This window comes from Streptomyces globisporus C-1027, assembly GCF_000261345.2.
GTDB classification, from domain to species: Bacteria; Actinomycetota; Actinomycetes; order Streptomycetales; family Streptomycetaceae; genus Streptomyces; species Streptomyces pakalii.
This window is the reverse complement of record NZ_CP013738.1, coordinates 1,518,964-1,536,324: the sequence shown is the minus strand read 5'-3', so window position 1 is coordinate 1,536,324 and position 17,361 is coordinate 1,518,964. Positions and strand designations below refer to the sequence as shown.

Annotated in this window: 20 protein-coding genes; 18 read left to right on the top strand and 2 right to left on the bottom strand. The window is 72.3% G+C overall.

What is annotated here, in order from left to right; all coding sequences use genetic code 11:
- The first annotated feature begins 70 nt into the window (after positions 1 to 70).
- From ald to WQO_RS06635, 11 genes are all read left to right on the top strand, one after another.
- Positions 71 to 1,186, top strand: coding sequence for an alanine dehydrogenase (ald, locus tag WQO_RS06685; RefSeq protein ID WP_010056935.1), 1,116 nt, complete (start codon positions 71 to 73; stop codon positions 1,184 to 1,186).
- Between the two features lie 368 nt (positions 1,187 to 1,554).
- On the top strand, positions 1,555 to 2,673 hold the full coding sequence (locus WQO_RS06680; protein ID WP_010056937.1) for a ParA family protein: 1,119 nt from the start codon (positions 1,555 to 1,557) through the stop codon (positions 2,671 to 2,673).
- Positions 2,670 to 3,233: a hypothetical protein gene (locus WQO_RS06675; RefSeq protein WP_010056939.1), complete on the top strand. Its 564-nt coding sequence runs from the start codon at positions 2,670 to 2,672 to the stop codon at positions 3,231 to 3,233. The genes WQO_RS06680 and WQO_RS06675 overlap by 4 nt, the downstream gene beginning before the upstream one ends.
- Positions 3,234 to 3,299: 66 nt before the next feature.
- Entirely contained in the window at positions 3,300 to 4,343 is a 1,044-nt protein-coding gene (locus WQO_RS06670) for a segregation/condensation protein A (RefSeq protein WP_058953894.1), read from the top strand.
- Positions 4,340 to 4,996 (top strand): SMC-Scp complex subunit ScpB, encoded by a 657-nt coding sequence (scpB, locus tag WQO_RS06665; RefSeq protein ID WP_010056942.1) that lies wholly within the window; start codon positions 4,340 to 4,342, stop codon positions 4,994 to 4,996. The genes WQO_RS06670 and scpB overlap by 4 nt, the downstream gene beginning before the upstream one ends.
- Positions 4,996 to 6,282, top strand: a complete 1,287-nt coding sequence (locus WQO_RS06660) for a pseudouridine synthase (protein WP_010056943.1) — start codon at positions 4,996 to 4,998, stop codon at positions 6,280 to 6,282. The genes scpB and WQO_RS06660 overlap by 1 nt, the downstream gene beginning before the upstream one ends.
- A 124-nt stretch (positions 6,283 to 6,406) precedes the next feature.
- Positions 6,407 to 7,063: a nicotinamide riboside transporter PnuC gene (pnuC, locus tag WQO_RS06655; RefSeq protein WP_010056944.1), complete on the top strand. Its 657-nt coding sequence runs from the start codon at positions 6,407 to 6,409 to the stop codon at positions 7,061 to 7,063.
- Positions 7,060 to 8,139, top strand: coding sequence for an AAA family ATPase (locus tag WQO_RS06650; RefSeq protein WP_010056945.1), 1,080 nt, complete (start codon positions 7,060 to 7,062; stop codon positions 8,137 to 8,139). The genes pnuC and WQO_RS06650 overlap by 4 nt, the downstream gene beginning before the upstream one ends.
- On the top strand, positions 8,136 to 8,903 hold the full coding sequence (locus tag WQO_RS06645) for an NUDIX hydrolase (protein ID WP_058953893.1): 768 nt from the start codon (positions 8,136 to 8,138) through the stop codon (positions 8,901 to 8,903). The genes WQO_RS06650 and WQO_RS06645 overlap by 4 nt, the downstream gene beginning before the upstream one ends.
- Positions 8,900 to 9,925, top strand: a complete 1,026-nt coding sequence (locus WQO_RS06640; RefSeq protein WP_010056948.1) for an ADP-ribosylglycohydrolase family protein — start codon at positions 8,900 to 8,902, stop codon at positions 9,923 to 9,925. Before WQO_RS06645 ends, WQO_RS06640 begins: the two co-directional genes overlap by 4 nt.
- Positions 9,926 to 9,987: 62 nt before the next feature.
- Positions 9,988 to 10,431: an SRPBCC family protein gene (locus WQO_RS06635; protein WP_029181953.1), complete on the top strand. Its 444-nt coding sequence runs from the start codon at positions 9,988 to 9,990 to the stop codon at positions 10,429 to 10,431.
- Here the strand turns inward: WQO_RS06635 and WQO_RS06630 are convergent.
- A complete protein-coding gene (locus WQO_RS06630; RefSeq protein WP_010056952.1) occupies positions 10,397 to 11,137 on the bottom strand; it encodes a nucleotidyltransferase domain-containing protein in 741 nt (246 codons plus the stop codon). The two genes, WQO_RS06635 and WQO_RS06630, sit on opposite strands and share 35 nt — an antisense overlap.
- Positions 11,138 to 11,192: 55 nt before the next feature.
- Positions 11,193 to 11,618 carry a Rieske (2Fe-2S) protein gene (locus tag WQO_RS06625; protein WP_058953892.1) on the bottom strand — a complete coding sequence of 142 codons (426 nt, stop codon included), beginning with the start codon at positions 11,616 to 11,618 and terminating at the stop codon, positions 11,193 to 11,195.
- Between the two features lie 134 nt (positions 11,619 to 11,752).
- Between WQO_RS06625 and WQO_RS06620 the strand changes: the two genes are divergently transcribed.
- The 7 genes from WQO_RS06620 (at position 11,753) to der (ending at position 17,299) form a co-directional block, all read left to right on the top strand.
- Positions 11,753 to 12,115 (top strand): DUF1304 domain-containing protein, encoded by a 363-nt coding sequence (locus WQO_RS06620; protein ID WP_010056954.1) that lies wholly within the window; start codon positions 11,753 to 11,755, stop codon positions 12,113 to 12,115.
- Positions 12,116 to 12,120: 5 nt separating this feature from the next.
- Positions 12,121 to 12,723: a TetR/AcrR family transcriptional regulator gene (locus tag WQO_RS06615; protein ID WP_010056955.1), complete on the top strand. Its 603-nt coding sequence runs from the start codon at positions 12,121 to 12,123 to the stop codon at positions 12,721 to 12,723.
- Between the two features lie 101 nt (positions 12,724 to 12,824).
- Entirely contained in the window at positions 12,825 to 13,187 is a 363-nt protein-coding gene (gene aroH, locus WQO_RS06610; RefSeq protein WP_010056956.1) for a chorismate mutase, read from the top strand.
- Positions 13,184 to 14,269 (top strand): prephenate dehydrogenase, encoded by a 1,086-nt coding sequence (locus tag WQO_RS06605; RefSeq protein WP_010056957.1) that lies wholly within the window; start codon positions 13,184 to 13,186, stop codon positions 14,267 to 14,269. Before aroH ends, WQO_RS06605 begins: the two co-directional genes overlap by 4 nt.
- 133 nt (positions 14,270 to 14,402) lie before the next feature.
- Complete coding sequence (gene cmk / locus WQO_RS06600; RefSeq protein WP_029181954.1) at positions 14,403 to 15,098, top strand: (d)CMP kinase; 696 nt, start codon at positions 14,403 to 14,405, stop codon at positions 15,096 to 15,098.
- Positions 15,095 to 15,751 (top strand): lysophospholipid acyltransferase family protein, encoded by a 657-nt coding sequence (locus WQO_RS06595; RefSeq protein WP_010056960.1) that lies wholly within the window; start codon positions 15,095 to 15,097, stop codon positions 15,749 to 15,751. The genes cmk and WQO_RS06595 overlap by 4 nt, the downstream gene beginning before the upstream one ends.
- Positions 15,752 to 15,829: 78 nt before the next feature.
- Positions 15,830 to 17,299 carry a ribosome biogenesis GTPase Der gene (gene der, locus WQO_RS06590; RefSeq protein WP_006123505.1) on the top strand — a complete coding sequence of 490 codons (1,470 nt, stop codon included), beginning with the start codon at positions 15,830 to 15,832 and terminating at the stop codon, positions 17,297 to 17,299.
- Positions 17,300 to 17,361: the final 62 nt, after the last annotated feature.

Here is a 17,361-nt window from a genome sequence, read left to right as displayed (position 1 = left end):
TTATGCTGTATATGTCCGGGTGTGCACCGTTGTGCCCGGGTAACCCTCCGAGCCAAGGACCGTGATCGACGTGAAGGTCGGCATCCCCCGCGAAGTCAAGAACAACGAGTTCCGGGTGGCGATCACCCCCGCCGGAGTGCATGAGCTCGTCCGCCACGGCCACCAGGTCGTCATCGAGCACGACGCCGGTGTCGGCTCGTCCATCCCCGACGCCGAGTACGTCGCCGCCGGTGCGCAGATCCTGGCCACCGCCGACGAGGTCTGGGCCGCCGCCGACCTGCTGCTCAAGGTCAAGGAGCCGGTCGCCGAGGAGTACCACCGCCTCCGCAAGGACCAGACGCTCTTCACCTACCTGCACCTCGCCGCCTCCCGCGAGTGCACCGACGCGCTGCTGGCCTCCGGCACCACCGCCATCGCCTACGAGACGGTCGAGACCGCAGGCCGCGCGCTCCCGCTGCTCGCCCCGATGTCCGAGGTCGCGGGCCGCCTCGCCCCGCAGGTGGGCGCGTACCACCTGATGCGCTCGGTCGGCGGCCGCGGCGTGCTCCCCGGCGGTGTCCCCGGCACCCACGCCGGCGAGGCCGTCGTCATCGGTGGCGGTGTCTCGGGCTGGAACGCCACCCAGATCGCCGTGGGCCTCGGCTTCCACGTCACGCTGCTCGACCGCGACATCAACAAGCTCCGCGAGGCCGACAAGATCTTCGGCACCAAGGTGAAGACCGTCGTCTCCAACGCCTTCGAGCTGGAGAAGGCCGTCGTCGAGGCCGACCTCGTCATCGGCGCCGTGCTGATCCCCGGAGCCAAGGCCCCGAAGCTGGTCACCAACGAGCTCGTCGCCAAGATGAAGCCCGGAAGTGTACTTGTCGACATTGCAATCGATCAGGGTGGCTGCTTCGAGGACTCGCGTCCGACGACCCACGCGGAGCCGACCTTCCTGGTCCACGACTCGGTCTTCTACTGCGTCGCCAACATGCCCGGCGCGGTCCCGAACACCTCCACCTACGCGCTCACCAACGCGACGCTTCCCTACATCGTGGAGCTCGCCAACCGTGGCTGGGCCGACGCCCTGCGCCGCGACGCCGCGCTGGCCAAGGGCCTCAACACCCATGAGGGACGGGTGGTTTACCGCGAGGTGGCCGAGGCGCACGGTCTCCCGCACGTCGAGCTGAGCACGCTCCTCGGCTGACGGGTCAACCGACTTCGTCAACATCCCGACTCCGGCCGGACCTTGCCGCGCAAGGTCCGGCCGGACGCGTATCGGGCCCTGTGGGGCCCTTGCGCAACTCGCGCCGAACATAACCCTTTACCCGTTTCGTGCAGCGGTGAAATGTGCGGCTTGGTCGCTGTGCACCCTTGACAGCGAGGCGTTCGATTGCCGACACATCGGGCCGGGTCCGGCGGATTGTGTTGCTGCGGACCGGTGACACGCCATAGAGTCGCCAATCGTCGGCATGGTGCCACGCTGACCTATCGATAAGTTTCCTGGTCACGTCCAAGGAGGTAAGACGACTTGTGAATGAGTCGACAATTACTCCTGGGGGTGGTCAACCAGGGATGCCTGTACGGGGTCTGAGCCCGACCGGGCTCGAAGCTGTCGGCTCCGTCGCGGTCCGCACCTTCGCCACCCAACAGCACATGACGACAGCCCCCCAGATGATGGACGGCCCACACGTGAACGCCACGGCCGGCAACGAGAGCAGCCGGGACACCGACCGCTTCGCCGACTTCGCCGAGGTGCCCGAGGGGCACTTCTACGACCCCGACGCCGAGTACGAGCCCGATCCGGAGTACGCGGCCACCCTCGCGCCCGACGCCGCGCGTCAGCGCCGCGAGCGCATCGGCCCGACCGGACGGCCCCTGCCGTACTTCCCGATCCCGGGTCCCCTGACCGACCACGGCCCCGCGAAGATCATCGCGATGTGCAACCAGAAGGGCGGCGTCGGCAAGACCACGTCGACCATCAACCTGGGTGCCGCCCTCGCGGAGTACGGACGCCGGGTCCTGCTCGTCGACTTCGACCCGCAGGGCGCGCTCTCCGTCGGCCTCGGGGTCAACCCGATGGAGCTGGACCTCACCGTCTACAACCTGCTCATGGAGCGGGGCATGGCGGCCGACGACGTCCTGCTCAAGACCGCGGTCCCCAACATGGACCTGCTGCCCAGCAACATCGACCTCTCCGCGGCCGAGGTGCAGCTCGTCAGCGAGGTGGCCCGCGAGTCCACGCTCCAGCGCGCCCTGAAGCCGCTGATGGCCGACTACGACTACATCGTGATCGACTGCCAGCCCTCGCTCGGTCTGCTCACCGTGAACGCCCTGACGGCCGCTCACAAGGTCATAGTGCCGCTGGAGTGCGAGTTCTTCGCACTGCGCGGGGTGGCGCTGCTCACCGAGACCATCGAGAAGGTCCAAGAGCGGCTCAACCCGGAGCTGGAGCTCGACGGCATCCTCGCCACCATGTACGACTCCCGTACGGTGCACAGCCGCGAGGTCCTGGCGCGCGTCGTCGAAGCCTTCGACGAGCACGTTTACCACACGGTCATCGGGCGCACGGTCCGCTTCCCGGAGACCACGGTCGCCGGTGAGCCCATCACCACCTACGCCTCCAACTCGGTCGGCGCCGCCGCCTATCGCCAGCTCGCCAGGGAGGTGCTCGCCCGGTGTCACGCCGAGTGAGTCTGCCGGGGGCCGACGAACTGTTCCGTACCACCGGAGGCGGGATGGGCCTCCAGCCGTCCTCCCCCGCGGAGCGGCGGCGCAAGGCGAACGGCGAGCCGCGGGTGCCCGCACCCGCCGGGGAGAGCGATCCCTCCGGCCAGGCCCCGTCGTCCGCCGACCGTGAGGAGCACTCCGCGGCCGACGCCGACGGCGGCGACGCGCGCGGTCGTGGCGGCGAGGGCGAGCGAGCCCCGTCCGCCAAGGCCGCCGGTGAGCGCTCCGCCGCCTCGGCCCCGGCCGAGCAGCAGCCGGCGGTCCAGCCCCAGCGCCGGCGCGGCGGCGCACGCGGCGCGAACCGCCGCCCCAGCGGCCGGGAACGCCACGACGAGAAGATCACGGTCTACGTCTCCGCCGAGGAGCTGATGGACCTCGAACACGCCCGGCTCGTCCTGCGCGGCGAACACGGCCTCGCCGTCGACCGGGGCCGTATCGTCCGTGAGGCGGTGGCGGTGGTCCTCGCCGACCTGGAGTCCCGGGGCGACGCGAGCATCCTCGTACGGCGGCTGCGCGGCCGCTGAACGGCGCGGCACGGGTAGCCTGCCCCGCAGGACCCGCCACCGCCGCCGCCCCACCCCTGGACCTCCATGCCCACGCCCGACGACCCCGCAGCCCCGCGCCGCCGCGCCCTGGGCCGGGGACCGGGCGTGGCGGCGTTCCCGGAGCCGGAGCCGGAGCCCGTTTCCGTACCGGTAGCCGAGCCCGAGCCCGTACCCGAGCCGCAGTCGGTACCCGAGCCGGAAGCCGTACCGGAGCCCACGGCCGAGCCGGAGCCCACGGAAACGGCCGGGCCGGAGCGCGCGCCCGAGCCCGACGACAAGCGGTTCACCGTCCGCCTCGTGAACTTCGAGGGCCCCTTCGACCTCCTCCTCCAGCTCATCTCCAAGCACAAGCTGGATGTGACCGAGGTCGCCCTCTCCAAGGTCACCGACGAGTTCATGGCGTACATCCGCGCCATGGGCCCCGACTGGGACCTCGACCAGACCACCGAGTTCCTCGTCGTCGCCGCCACCCTCCTCGACCTGAAGGCCGCCCGGCTGCTGCCCGCCGCCGAGGTCGAGGACGAGGCGGACCTCGCGCTCCTGGAGGCGCGGGACCTGCTCTTCGCGCGGCTGCTCCAGTACCGCGCGTACAAGCAGATCGCCGAGATCTTCCAGGGCCGCCTGGAGTCGGAGGCCCGCCGCCACCCGCGTACGGTCGGCCTGGAGGACCAGCACGCCGAGCTGCTGCCCGAGGTGGTCATCAGCATCGGGCCCGAGGGCTTCGCGAAGCTGGCGGTGAAGGCGATGCAGCCGAAGCCGAAGCCCCAGGTGTACGTGGACCACATCCACGCCCCCCTGGTCAGCGTCCGGGAGCAGGCGGGCCTGGTGGTGGAACGGCTGCGGGCGGCCGGGGCGGCGGTGAGCTTCCGCACGCTGACCGAGGACGCCCCGGACACCCTGACCGTGGTGGCCCGGTTCCTGGCCCTGCTCGAGCTGTACCGCGAGAAGGCCGTCACCCTCGACCAGGAGGAGGCGCTGGGCGACCTGCTGGTGGCCTGGTGCGGCGGGGAGGGCGCGGAGCCGGTGGTGACGGACGAGTTCGACCAGGAGCTGAACGGCGGCACGGACGAGGAGGGCGTACGGGAATGAGCGAGCAGCCGGATCAGGAGCGGGACGGGGGCGCGGTCGCCTCGCTCGACCTCAAGCCCGCCCTGGAGGCGGTCCTCATGGTCGTCGACGAGCCCGCGACCGTCGACCACCTCGCCAAGGTGCTCCAGCGGTCCCGCAGGGCCGTGGCGGACGCGCTGCGGGAGCTGGCCGACGAGTACACCGTGCAGCGCCGGGGCTTCGACCTGAGGCTCGTGGCGGGCGGCTGGCGGTTCTACACCCGGCCCGAGTACGCGGCGGCCGTGGAGGGCTTCGTCCTGGACGGCCAGCACGCCCGGCTCACCCAGGCCGCGCTGGAGACCCTGGCGGTCGTCGCGTACCGGCAGCCGGTGAGCCGCTCGCGGGTCTCGGCGGTGCGCGGAGTCAACTGCGACGGTGTCATGCGGACCCTCCTCCAGAGGGGCCTGGTGGCCGAGGCGGGCGCGGAACCCGAAACAGGTGCGATCCTGTACAGGACGACGAACTACTTTCTGGAGCGAATGGGCCTGCGCGGCCTGGACGAGCTCCCGGAGCTCGCGCCCTTCCTCCCGGAGGCGGACGCGATCGAGGCTGAGACGCTAGAGGGTGTGCCGTCGTTCGATCCGGACGCACCGGACACCCCGGATACTCACGCAGACGACAAGACGGAATTTTGATGCGAAGCAGTGGCAGGAACAGCGGAAGCGGCAGCGGCGGTCAGGGCGGCCGGAGCGGCGGCCAGGGCGGTCGCCCCGGCGGTCAGGGCGGCGGCGGTCGCGGCCAGGGCGGCCGCAGCGGCGGCGGAGCCTTCCGCCAGGGCCCGGGCGGCGGCCAGGGCGGACGCTCCGGCGGCCAGGGTGGCGGCGGACGCGGCGGCAGCGGCCAGAGCGGGCGTTCCGGCGGTCAGGGCGGCCGTCAGGGCTTCCAGGGCGGGCGCGACGAGCAGCAGGACCAGCGCCCCCGCCGTCCCCGCCCGGAGGAGCGCCGCTACGACGTCGGCAACGACGCCCCCGGCGCCCGGGGCGGCCAGGACGGCCCCCGCAAGGGCCGTGGCACGGCGGCCCGCGGCGGCGCCAAGGGCGGCCCGAAGTCCGCGCAGGGCGGCAGCGGCGGCGGCTTCCGGCGCGGCGGCTCCCCCTCGCGCCCCCGTGAGCTGGACGCCAAGATCGAGCAGCGCAACCGCGACCGGTACGCGAACAAGCCCGACATCAAGCTGCCCAAGACCCACCCGGGCGCCGAGCAGGAGGGCGAGCGGCTGCAGAAGGTCCTCGCCCGGGCCGGCATGGGCTCGCGCCGCGCGTGCGAGGAGCTGATCGAGCAGGCGCGCGTCGAGGTCAACGGCGAGATCGTCGTCGAGCAGGGCATGCGCGTCGACGTGCACAAGGACGAGATCAAGGTCGACGGCCTCACCGTCGCCGCCCAGTCGTATCTCTTCTTCGCGCTGAACAAGCCCGCAGGCGTCGTCTCCTCGATGGAGGACCCGGACGGCCGCCAGTGCCTCGGCGACTACGTGACCAACCGCGAGACGCGGCTGTTCCACGTCGGCCGGCTCGACACCGAGACGGAGGGCATCATCATGCTCACCAACCACGGTGAGCTGGCCCACCGCCTCACGCACCCCAAGTACGGCGTGAAGAAGACCTACCTGGCCGCCATCCAGGGCCCGCTGCCGCGCGACCTCGGCAAGCGGCTGAAGGACGGCATCCAGCTGGAGGACGGCTACGCCCGCGCCGACCACTTCCGCGTCGTCGAGAACACCGGCAAGAACTACCTGGTCGAGGTGACCCTCCACGAGGGCCGCAAGCACATCGTGCGCCGGATGCTGGCCGAGGCCGGCTTCCCGGTCGAGCGGCTCGTGCGGACGTCCTTCGGGCCGATCCCGCTGGGCGACCAGAAGTCCGGCTGGCTGCGCCGCCTCACCAACACCGAGGTCGGCATGCTGATGCGCGAGGTCGGTCTCTAGAGCTCACCGTCAAGGCCCGCGGCCGGTAGCTGTTCGGAGAGTTCGAACAGAACCGGCCGCGGGCCTTTCGCTGTCCCCGCCCACCCTTTATAGTCAGAGTGACTATTAAGAAGGAGGCGGGCCCGTGAGCCTCGCGGAGATACTCGATCCCCTGCAGCAGCCCCTGGTGACGGTCCTGGACACCCCGGTCAGCTGGACCGAGGTGCTGGGCTTCGGCAGCGGGGCGCTCTGCGTCTGGCTCGTGGCCCGCCAGCACATCGCCAACTGGCCGATCGGCATCGCCAACAACCTCTTCTTCATCCTGCTGTTCACCCAGGCCGGTCTGTACGCCGACGCCGGCCTCCAGATCGTCTTCATCACCCTCGCCGCGTACGGCTGGTGGACCTGGACCCACGGGGGTGGACCAGGGACCTCGGTCCTGCCGGTGCGCAGGACGACCCGCACCGAATGGGTCTGGCTGCTCGCGGCGGGGGTGGTGGGGACCGCAGCGATCACGCTGCTGCTGTCCCGGGCCACCGACTCCACCGTCCCGTTCTGGGACGCCCTGACGACCTCGCTCTCGCTGATGGCGACGTACGGACAGTGCCGGAAGCGGCTGGAGTCCTGGTGGCTGTGGATCGCCGCCGACGTGGTCTACATCCCGCTCTACGCCCACAAGGGGCTGTATCTGACCTCGCTGCTGTACGCCGGGTTCCTCGCGCTCTGCCTGGTCGGCCTGCGCAACTGGCACCGCGACCTGACCGCCCGCACCTCGCGTCCGGTGGAGGTGGCTGCCGCGTGAAGCGCTACGAACACGGCCTGGTGCTCGGCAAGTTCTACCCGCCGCACGCCGGCCACCACCACCTCGTCCGGACCGCCCAGGACCGCTGCGAACGGCTGACCGTGCTGGTCTGCGCGGCCTCCGTGGAGTCCGTCCCGCTCGCGGACCGGGTCGCCTGGATGCGCGAGATCCACCCGGACGTCACGGTGGTGGGCGCGGTCGACGACACGCACATGGATGTCAACGACCCGGCGGTCTGGGACGCGCACATGGCCGTCTTCAGGGCGGCCGTGCCCGAGCGCGTGGACGTGGTCTTCACCTCGGAGGCGTACGGGGAGGAGCTGGGCCGCCGCTTCCGCGCGGACTCCCTGCTCGTCGATCCCGACCGCACCCTCTTCCCGGTCTCCGGCACCGCCGTGCGCAAGGACCCCGTCGGCTGCTGGGACTTCCTCCAGCCGCCCGTACGGGCCGCCCTCGCCCGCCGTGTCGTCGTCCTCGGCGCGGAGTCCACCGGCACCACCACCCTCGCCCGGGCGCTCGCCGCCCACTACCGGGCGCGCGGCGGGGTGTGGGCGCGTACGGGGTACGTCGCCGAGTACGGGCGCGAGTACAGCGAGGACAAGCTCGCCGACCTGCGCGGACGGTGGCCCGGGGCCGCCTGGGAGGACGTCACCTTCACCTCCGGCGACTTCCCGCTCATCGCGCGGACCCAGAACGACCGCGAGGAGGCCGCCGCCCGCGCCGGGTCCCCGGTGCTCTTCTGCGACACCGACTCCTTCGCCACCACCGTCTGGCACGAGCGGTACGTCGGCGGCCGCAACCCCCTCGTCGAGGAGATCGCCGACCGGGTCGACCACCACCTCTGGCTGCTCACCGACCACGAGGGCGTCGCCTTCGAGGACGACGGGCTGCGCGACGGCGAGGAGCTGCGCCCCTGGATGACCGACCGCTTCCGCGCCGAACTCACCCGTACCGGACGGCGGTTCATCGAGATGACCGGACCGCCCGAGACGCGGCTCGCCGCAGCCGTCGCCGCCGTCGACGAACTCCTGGCCACCGGTTGGGACTTCGCCGCACCCCTCCCGGAGAAACGATGACCACCCCCGCCCCCGAGGGCTACGACCCGCACGCCTACGCCCCGTTCGCGGTCACTGTCGACCTCGCGGTCTTCACCGTCCGCGAGGCCCGGCTGCACGTCCTGCTCGTCGAACGCGGCCAGGAGCCCTTCCGGGGCCGCTGGGCGCTGCCCGGCGGCTTCCTGCTGCCCCGCGAGTCCGCGGGCGACGCCGCCCGCCGCGAACTGGCCGAGGAGACCGGCCTCGGCCCGGACACCGTCGGCGGGCTCCACCTCGAACAGCTGCGCACCTACACCGCCCCGGACCGCGACCCGAGGATGCGGGTCGTCTCCGTCGCCTACGCCGCCCTCCTGCCGGACCTCCCCGAACCGCGCGGCGGTGGCGATGCGGCGAGCGCCCGGTGGTGGGAAGCGGACGCGGCCGGACCCCTCGCCTTCGACCACGACACGATCCTCGCCGACGCCCGCGACCGGATCGGCGCCAAGCTCGAGTACAGCTGCCTGGCCACCGCGTTCTGCCCCGCCGAATTCACCCTAGGCGAGCTCCAGCAGGTCTACGAGACCGTCTGGGGCGTCGAACTGGACCGGCCCAACTTCCGGCGCAAGGTGCTGAGCGCGCCGGGCTTCGTCCAGCCGGTCGGCGGCCCGCCGCGCCGCACCGGCGGCCGGGGCAAACCCGCCGCCCTCTACCGGGCGGGCGACGCCACCGCCCTGCACCCGCCGCTCCTGCGCCCGCCGCGCACCGACGTCTCCTCCTCCTCCGCAACGGAAGGACACGACCGATGACTCTCGCCATCCCACCCCTGACCAAGCAGGCCGCGACCGGCGTCCTGACCGGGCTCGCCCTCGGCGACGCGCTCGGCTTCCCCACCGAGTTCAACGACGTGCCCTCCATCCTCTCCAAGTTCGGCCCCTGGCGGCACATGCCCCTCCTGGACCCCGCCGTCGTCTCCGACGACACCCAGATGACGATCGCGCTGGGCCGGGGCATCCGTACCGCCATGGACCGCGGGCTGCTCACCCCCGAACGGATGGCGGGCCCGGTCAGCGCCGAGTTCGTCGCCTGGTACCACGCGCCGGACAACAACCGCGCCCCCGGCAACACCTGCCTCACCGCCTGCCGGCTGCTCGAACACACCCGGATCTGGCAGGAGGCCAGCCAGACGGACTCCAAGGGCTGCGGCGCCAACATGCGGGTCGCCCCCGTCGGCCTGGTCCCCGGCCTCAGCGAGGAGCAGCGGGCCGGCGCCGCCCAGCTCCAGGCCGCCCTCACCCACGGCCACCCCACCGCCCTGGCCGCCTCCGACCTGCTGGCCCGCGCGGTGTTCCTGCTCGCCCAGGGCGCCGAACCCCTCGGCCTGATCGGCCAGTTGCGCAGCTACGCCCTGGAGAACCGGGGCCGGTACCACACCCGCTGGCTCGGCAACCTCTGGCACCACGCGGGCGACGCCACCCCGCAGGCGTACATCCAGCGCGGCTGGGACGAGTGCCTGGCGGCCCTGGAGACCGTCCGGGACGCCCTGCGCGACCCGTCGCCGGAGACCGACCCGTGCGAGCGGACCGGCGACGGCTGGATCGCCGAGGAGGCCCTCGCCACCGCCCTGCACTGCTTCCTGCTCTTCCCCGAGGAGCCCGTCACCGCCCTGCGCCGAGCCGCCTGCACTCGCGGCGACTCCGACTCCATCGCCTGCCTGACCGGCGCGCTGGCCGGGGCGCACCTGGGCGCGGCGGCCTGGCCCAAGGAGTGGTCCGAGCGCATCGAGTACCGCAGCGACCTGCTGTCCCTGGCGGCACTCTGGGACGCCTGAGCGGCGGGGGAGGGGGTACGAGAGGGCGGAACCCGTTCCCGTACGAAGGCCTGGTGGTATCCGTGTCCTCCTCACTCGTCGAGACCGTCGACATCAAGGCCCCGGTGGCCGTCACCTGGTCCCTGTGGAGCGATGTCACCCAGTGGCCGCGGTTCCTGAGCCACGTCCAGCGCGTCGATCCGATCGACGAGCGGCGCTTCGCCTGGCAGCTCTCGCTGCCCGGCGCGGACAAGAACTTCGTCGCCGAACTCACCGAGGTGGTCCCCGAGGACCGCATCGCCTGGAAGACGGTCGAAGGGGTCCACCACGCGGGGGTGGTCACCTTCCACCGCCTCGACGACACGTCGAGCCGCGTCGCGCTGCAGATCGAGTACGACCCCCAGGGCTTCATCGAGCGCCTCGGGGCGCTGACCAACCTCGACTCCACGCTGGCCAACTACGACCTGGGCGAGTTCCAGAAGCTGGCCGAGCTCACGGCCGAGGCGGGCGGTCCCCGGACACTCTGAGCCCGTCAGGGGCCTCGGCGCGCGCCGAGGCCCGCCGGGTCCGGACGAGGAAGTCCTCCACGGCCGCCCGGTCCGGCTCCGCCGGCAGCGGGGAGCGGGCCGCCGCCTCGTCGTTCTCCTCGCCGAGGCGGTCCATCCGGCGCTCCACCTCCGCCCAGGGCACCTCGCCCCGCTTCACCGCCAGCAGCTCCTCCCGGGCATCGCCGACGTCGATGCGCAGCTCGCCCGTGCGCAGCAGGTCCCGGCTGCTCGCCAGCAGCCGCAGGAGATGCATCGCGTGCTTCCAGCGCGGCGCCCCGTGCACCCGTACGTCCGCCTCCAGCTTTCGCCGCTGGCCCAGCGCGTACCGGACGAACGTGCCGTGCGCGAGCCGCGACAGGAACGCCCCGCGCACCGCCAGCAGCTCCCGCCCGGTGCCGTCCACGGACTCCACCAACGGGGAGTGCAGGCACTCCAGCACATTCGGATTGGCCCGGAGCGCCAGCTCGCAGAAGCGCTCCAACTCCCAGGAGAACTGCTCCGGCGCGGGCCCGTCGACATGCGTCGGCGGCTTCTCGAACCGCCAGAACAGCTCCGTGGGCGCGAGGAACACACCCCGCCGGTCGGTGTCGCTGTCCTCCGTGGCCAGTCCGAACGCGCGCGAACCCATCACACAGGCGTAGACCGTGTGGTCGCGTACGAGTGCCTCGTCGGTGGCGGAGATCATGGCCGCGAGCGTACGGGGGAGCGGGCCACGGCGCCTCCGGGATTCCGGGTCCCCCTCAGCCCAGCCGGATCGCCCCGCCCGAGACGCTGATCTCCTCGGCGGGCAGCGGCCGGGTCGCCGGGCCGGCCTCGACCGCCGCGTCCGTGATGCTGAACTTGCTGCCGTGACAAGGGCAGTTGATGGTGCCGTCGCTCACCGTCGAGACGAGACAGCTCGCATGGGTGCAGACCGCGGAGAACGCCTTGAAGTCGCCCTCCGTCGGCTGCGTCACCACGATCTTCTGCTCCTTGAAGATCGTGCCGCCGCCGACCGGGATGTCCCCGGTCCTGGCCAGCTCCGCCCCGCCCGTGGCGTCCCCCGGGGCGCTCGGCGTCGGGCTCGCGTCGTCGCCGCCGTCCCCGTCGGAGGATCCGCAGCCGGTGGCCAGGGCGGCGGCGCCCGCCGCACCCGCGGCCAGCACCGTCCTTCGCCGTGCGTTCATGAGAGCTCTCCTTCGGTGACGGGGCGGTGCGGGCGGGTGCTGGCCATGGTGACGGCGGAAGGACGCCGGTCGAAGCAACCGGGCGCACAGATTTCCTGTACAGTTGTCCAGGAAATCCAGGAAGGACGTTCGTCATGCAGGTCGCAGCTCAGGTTCTGGTGGCGCTGGTCGCCGCCATCCACGTCTCCTTCCTGATCCTGGAGATGTTCCTCTGGGACACCGAACGCGGCCGCAAGGCCTTCGGTACGACCGCCGCCTTCTCCCGAGAGAGCGCCACGCTCGCCGCCAACCAGGGCCTCTACAACGGGTTCATGGCCGCCGGGCTGATCTGGAGCCTCTTCGCGAGCGATCCGGTCCGGCACCAGATCCAGATCTTCTTCCTTCTCTGCCTGATCGTGGCCGGCGTCTACGGGGCCGTCACCGTGAGCCGGAAGATCCTCTTCGTCCAGGCCGGGCCCGCCGCGCTCGCGCTCGTTCTCGTCCTCGTGGCGGGCTGAGGCCGATGGGGCCCGCGGTCACGGACGGCAGCGCCGATCCGCGCACGGCGCGGACCAGGGCCAGGCTCCGCGCCGCCCTGCTCGCCGCCTGTGAGGAACGGCCGCTCGACCGGGTCGGCGTCGCCCAGGTGGCCCGGGGCGCCGGGGTCGGCCGGGCCACGTTCTACCTGCACTACGACGACCTGCACGCCCTCGCCGTGGACGCCTGCGCCGAGACCGTCACCCGGGCCGTCGACGCGCTGCACGCCTGGGACGGCGCGCCCCCGGGACCGGACGCCCCACCCGCCCCGCTCGGCGCGCTGCTCGTGGAGATCGAGGCCCGCGCGCCCGTCTACCGGAGTCTGCTGAGGGAGGGCGGCGGCGGCCCGCTCGGTGAACTGCTGCACGCCCGACTCCGGCAGCGCAGTCTCGGTGAACTGCGCACCCGGCGACCGGCGGATCCGGGCCAGGACCTCACGGCGAGCGCCGTGGCGGCACTCTTCACCGGGGTCCTCGCCGACTGGGTGCACGGGCGGACCAGCGCCACCCCCGCCCTGCTCGCCGCCCGGATCTGGCGGATGCTCCTGGCCGTGCACGCCACCGCCCGTCTCACGGACGGAACACCGTGATCACGTCCGGCGCGGCCGATCTAGGCTGAGGAGAGCAGCGGACCGCGCCGGAAGGCGCCGGGCCCGGGCACCGATGAGCGGCGAAGAACGAGGAGTGCGACGTGGCGGTACGAGCGGTCCGGGGCGCCGTCCAGCTGGAGCGGGACGAGGCCGGGCACATGGACGAGCGGGTCGGCGAGCTGCTGACCGCCGTCCTGGAACGCAACGAACTCGTCGCCGACGACCTGATCAGCATCTGGTTCACCGCCACCCCGGACCTGCGCAGCGACTTCCCGGCCGCCGCCGCGCGCGGCCTCGGGATCGTCGACGTACCCCTGATCTGCGCCCAGGAGCTGGACATCGACGGGGCGATGCCCCGGGTCGTCCGTATCCTCGTGCATGTCGAGACCTACCTCTCGCGCGCCGAGATCAGCCACGTCTACCTCGGCGCCACCGCCGCCCTGCGCAAGGACATCGCCCAGTGAGAACCGCCCTCGTCATCGGAACCGGGCTCGTCGGCACCTCCGCCGCCCTCGCACTGTCCGGCCGGGGCATCCAGGTGCACCTCGTCGACCACGACCCCGAGTCGGCCCGCACCGCCGCCGCCCTCGGCGCCGGGACCGAGGAGCCGCCCGCCGGCCCGGTCGACCTCGTCGTCGTCGCCGTGCCGCCCGCGCACACCGCCGCCGTCCTCGCCACCGCCATGCGCGACGGGGTGGCCCGCGGCTACCTGGACGTCGCCAGCGTCAAGGGCGGCCCGCGCCGCGAGCTGGAGGCGCTCGGCCTCGACCTCACCCCGTACATCGGTACGCATCCGATGGCGGGCAAGGAGCGGTCCGGTCCGCTGGCCGCCACCGCCGACCTCTTCGAGGGGCGCCCCTGGGTCCTCACCCCGACCCGGGAGACCGACACCGAGGTGCTCAACCTCGCGCTGGAGCTGGTCGCCCTGTGCCGGGCCGTCCCCGTCGTCATGGACGCCGACGCCCACGACCGGGCCGTCGCCCTCGTCTCGCACACCCCGCAGCTGATCTCCTCGATGGTCGCCGCCCGGCTGGAGGAGGCCGACGAGACCGCCGTACGCCTGTGCGGCCAGGGCATCCGCGATGTCACCCGGATCGCCGCCTCCGACCCCCGGATGTGGGTGGAGATCCTCTCCGCCAACCCCGGCCCGGTCGCCGACGTGCTCGCCGGGGTCGCCGCCGACCTGGAGGAGACCGTGACCGCGCTGCGCGGGCTCGGCTCCGCCGACGCGGACCGGCGGAGCGCGGGCACCCACGCCATCGAGGACGTCCTGCGGCGCGGCAACGCCGGCCGCGTCCGGGTCCCCGGCAAGCACGGCGCCGCCCCCACCGCGTACGAGACCGTCGCCGTCCTCATCGGCGACAAGCCGGGCGAGCTGGCCGCGATCTTCGCCGACGCCGGGCGGGCCGGGGTCAACATCGAGGACGTCCGCATCGAGCACGCCACCGGCCAGCAGGCGGGTCTCGTCCAGATCACGGTCGAGCCCAGCGCCGCCCCGGTCCTCGGCGCGGCCCTCCAGGAACGGGGCTGGTCGATCCGCGGCTGAGCCCGGCGCCCGCGGTCCGGGCGAGGGTGGCGGGCGCCTCCCCCGTACGGGGTACAAGGGCACGTCCCGCACTCGGTAACCTGGTACGAGGCCGTTCCCTGGCCCGTCCGTCCCCACCCCGTGTACCAGGAAGGTGTCCACCACCGTGGAAACCGCACGCTCCTCCGTGATCGTCGCCATCGACGGGCCCTCGGGCACCGGCAAGTCGAGCACCTCCAAGGCCGTCGCCGCCGCGCTCGGCCTGAGCTACCTGGACACGGGCGCGCAGTACCGGGCCATCACCTGGTGGATGCTGACCAACGGCATCGACGTGAGCAACCCGGAGGAGATCGCCACCGCCGCCGCCAAGCCCGTGATCGTCTCCGGCACCGACCCCGCCGCCCCGACGATCACCGTGGACGGCGAGGACGCCTCCGGACCGATCCGCACCCAGGAGGTCACCTCCAAGGTCAGCGCCGTCAGCGCGGTCCCCGAGGTGCGCACGCTCATCACCGCGCTCCAGCGCTCCATCGCCGCGGCCGCCACCGGCGGCATCGTCGTCGAGGGCCGGGACATCGGCACCACCGTGCTGCCCGACGCCGACCTCAAGATCTTCCTCACCGCCTCCCCGGAGGCCCGCGCCGCCCGCCGCAGCGGCGAGGTCAAGGGCTCCGACCTGACCGCCACGCGTGAGGCCCTGATCAAGCGGGACGCCGCCGACTCCGGCCGCAAGACCTCCCCGCTCGCCAAGGCGGACGACGCCGTCGAGGTGGACACCACCGAGCTGACCCTCCAGCAGGTCATCGAGTGCGTCGTCACCCTCGTCGAGGGGAAGCGGGTCGCCGCGTGAGCGATGCCACCGGCGCGCCCACGCTGCGCGGAGCGGCCGTCGGGCGCACCATCGGCATCGGCCTGATGTACGGGCTGTGGAAGCCCCGGGTCCTCGGCGCCTGGCGGGTGCCCGCCGCCGGACCCGTCATCCTCGCGGTGAACCACTCCCACAACATCGACGGACCGATGCTGATGGGCACCGCACCCCGGCCGGTGCACTTCCTGATCAAGAAGGAGGCGTTCGTCGGCCCCCTCGACCCGTTCCTGCACGGAATCGGGCAGATCGAGGTGGACCGCCGAGTCGTCGACCGCACCGCGATCGGCCACGCCCTCGGCGTACTGGCGGACGGCGGCGCCCTCGGGATCTTCCCGGAGGGCACCCGGGGCGGAGGAGACTTCGCCTCGCTGCGCGCCGGGCTCGCCTATTTCGCGGTACGGAGCGGGGCCCCGATCGTTCCCGTGGCGGTCCTGGGAAGCACGGAGCGCCGCGGACGGTTGATACCCGGGCTGCCCCCGCTGCGCAGCCGGGTCGACGTCGTCTTCGGTGACGCGTTCGACGCGAGCGCCGGCGACGGGCGGCGTACGCGCAAGGCGCTGGACGAGGCGACCTTGCGGATCCAGGCGAAGCTGACCGCCCACCTGGAAAGCGCCAAGCGCCTCACCGGGCGATAGGCGAGACTTGACCTGACTTGAGTAGTGGACCGCGCTGATCGTGGTCCATCGATGATGATGCAAAGAGGAACGGACTTCATGAACGACCAGATTCACTCCGAGGGCTCGGGCCACGAGCACGGAGAACTTGGCGATGCCGAGTACGCGGAGTTCATGGAGCTCGCCGCGCAGGAGGGCTTCGACCCCGAGGAGGTCGAGGGCGCCCTCGGCGAGGCCGGTCACGGCCCGCTCCCCGTGCTCGCCGTCGTCGGCCGCCCCAATGTCGGCAAGTCGACCCTGGTGAACCGGATCATCGGCCGCCGCGAGGCCGTCGTGCAGGACAAGCCCGGCGTCACCCGCGACCGCGTCAGCTACGAGGCCGAATGGGCCGGCCGCCGCTTCAAGGTCGTCGACACCGGCGGCTGGGAGCAGGACGTGCTGGGCCTCGACGCCTCCGTCGCCGCCCAGGCCGAGTACGCCATCGAGACGGCCGACGCGGTCGTCTTCGTCGTCGACTCCACCGTCGGCGCCACCGACACCGACGAGGCCGTCGTCAAGCTGCTGCGCCGGGCCGGCAAGCCCGTCGTCCTCTGTGCCAACAAGGTCGACGGCCAGAGCGGCGAGGCCGACGCCACCGCCCTGTGGTCCCTCGGCCTCGGCGAGCCCTACCCGGTCTCCTCGCTGCACGGCCGCGGCACCGGCGACATGCTCGACGCGGTCCTGGAGGCCCTGCCGGACGCCCCGGCCCAGAAGTTCGGCACCGCGCTCGGCGGGCCCCGCCGGATCGCCCTGATCGGCCGCCCGAACGTCGGCAAGTCCTCCCTGCTGAACAAGGTCGCGGGCGAGGACCGGGTCGTCGTCAACGAGTTGGCGGGCACCACCCGCGACCCGGTCGACGAGCTGATCAACCTCGGCGGCATCACCTGGAAGTTCATCGACACGGCCGGTATCCGCCGCCGCGTCCACCTCCAGGAAGGCGCGGACTACTACGCCTCGCTGCGTACGGCCGCCGCCGTCGAGAAGGCCGAGGTCGCCGTCGTCCTGATCGACTCCAGCGAGTCCATCAGCGTCCAGGACCAGCGCATCATCACCATGGCCGTGGAGGCCGGGCGCGCCATCGTCGTCGCCTTCAACAAGTGGGACACCCTCGACGAGGAGCGCCGCTACTACCTGGAGCGCGAGATCGAGACGGAGCTCGCGCAGATCGCCTGGGCCCCGCGCGTCAACGTCTCCGCGGTCACCGGCCGCCACATGGAGAAGCTGGTCCCGGCCATCGAGACCGCGCTGGAAGGCTGGGAGACCCGCGTCCCCACCGGCCGGCTCAACGCCTTCCTCGGTGAGATCGTCGCCTCCAACCCGCACCCGATCCGCGGCGGCAAGCAGCCGCGCATCCTCTTCGGCACCCAGGCGGGCACCAAGCCCCCGCGCTTCGTGCTCTTCGCCTCCGGCTTCCTGGAGCACGGCTACCGCCGCTTCGTCGAGCGCCGGCTGCGTGAGGAGTTCGGCTTCGAGGGGACCCCGATCCACATCTCCGTCCGGGTCCGCGAGAAGCGCGGCCGCAACAAGTAACGCTCGGTGTACGACGAAGCCCTGGGCCGCTCTCGCGAGAGCGGCCCAGGGCTTCGTCGTAC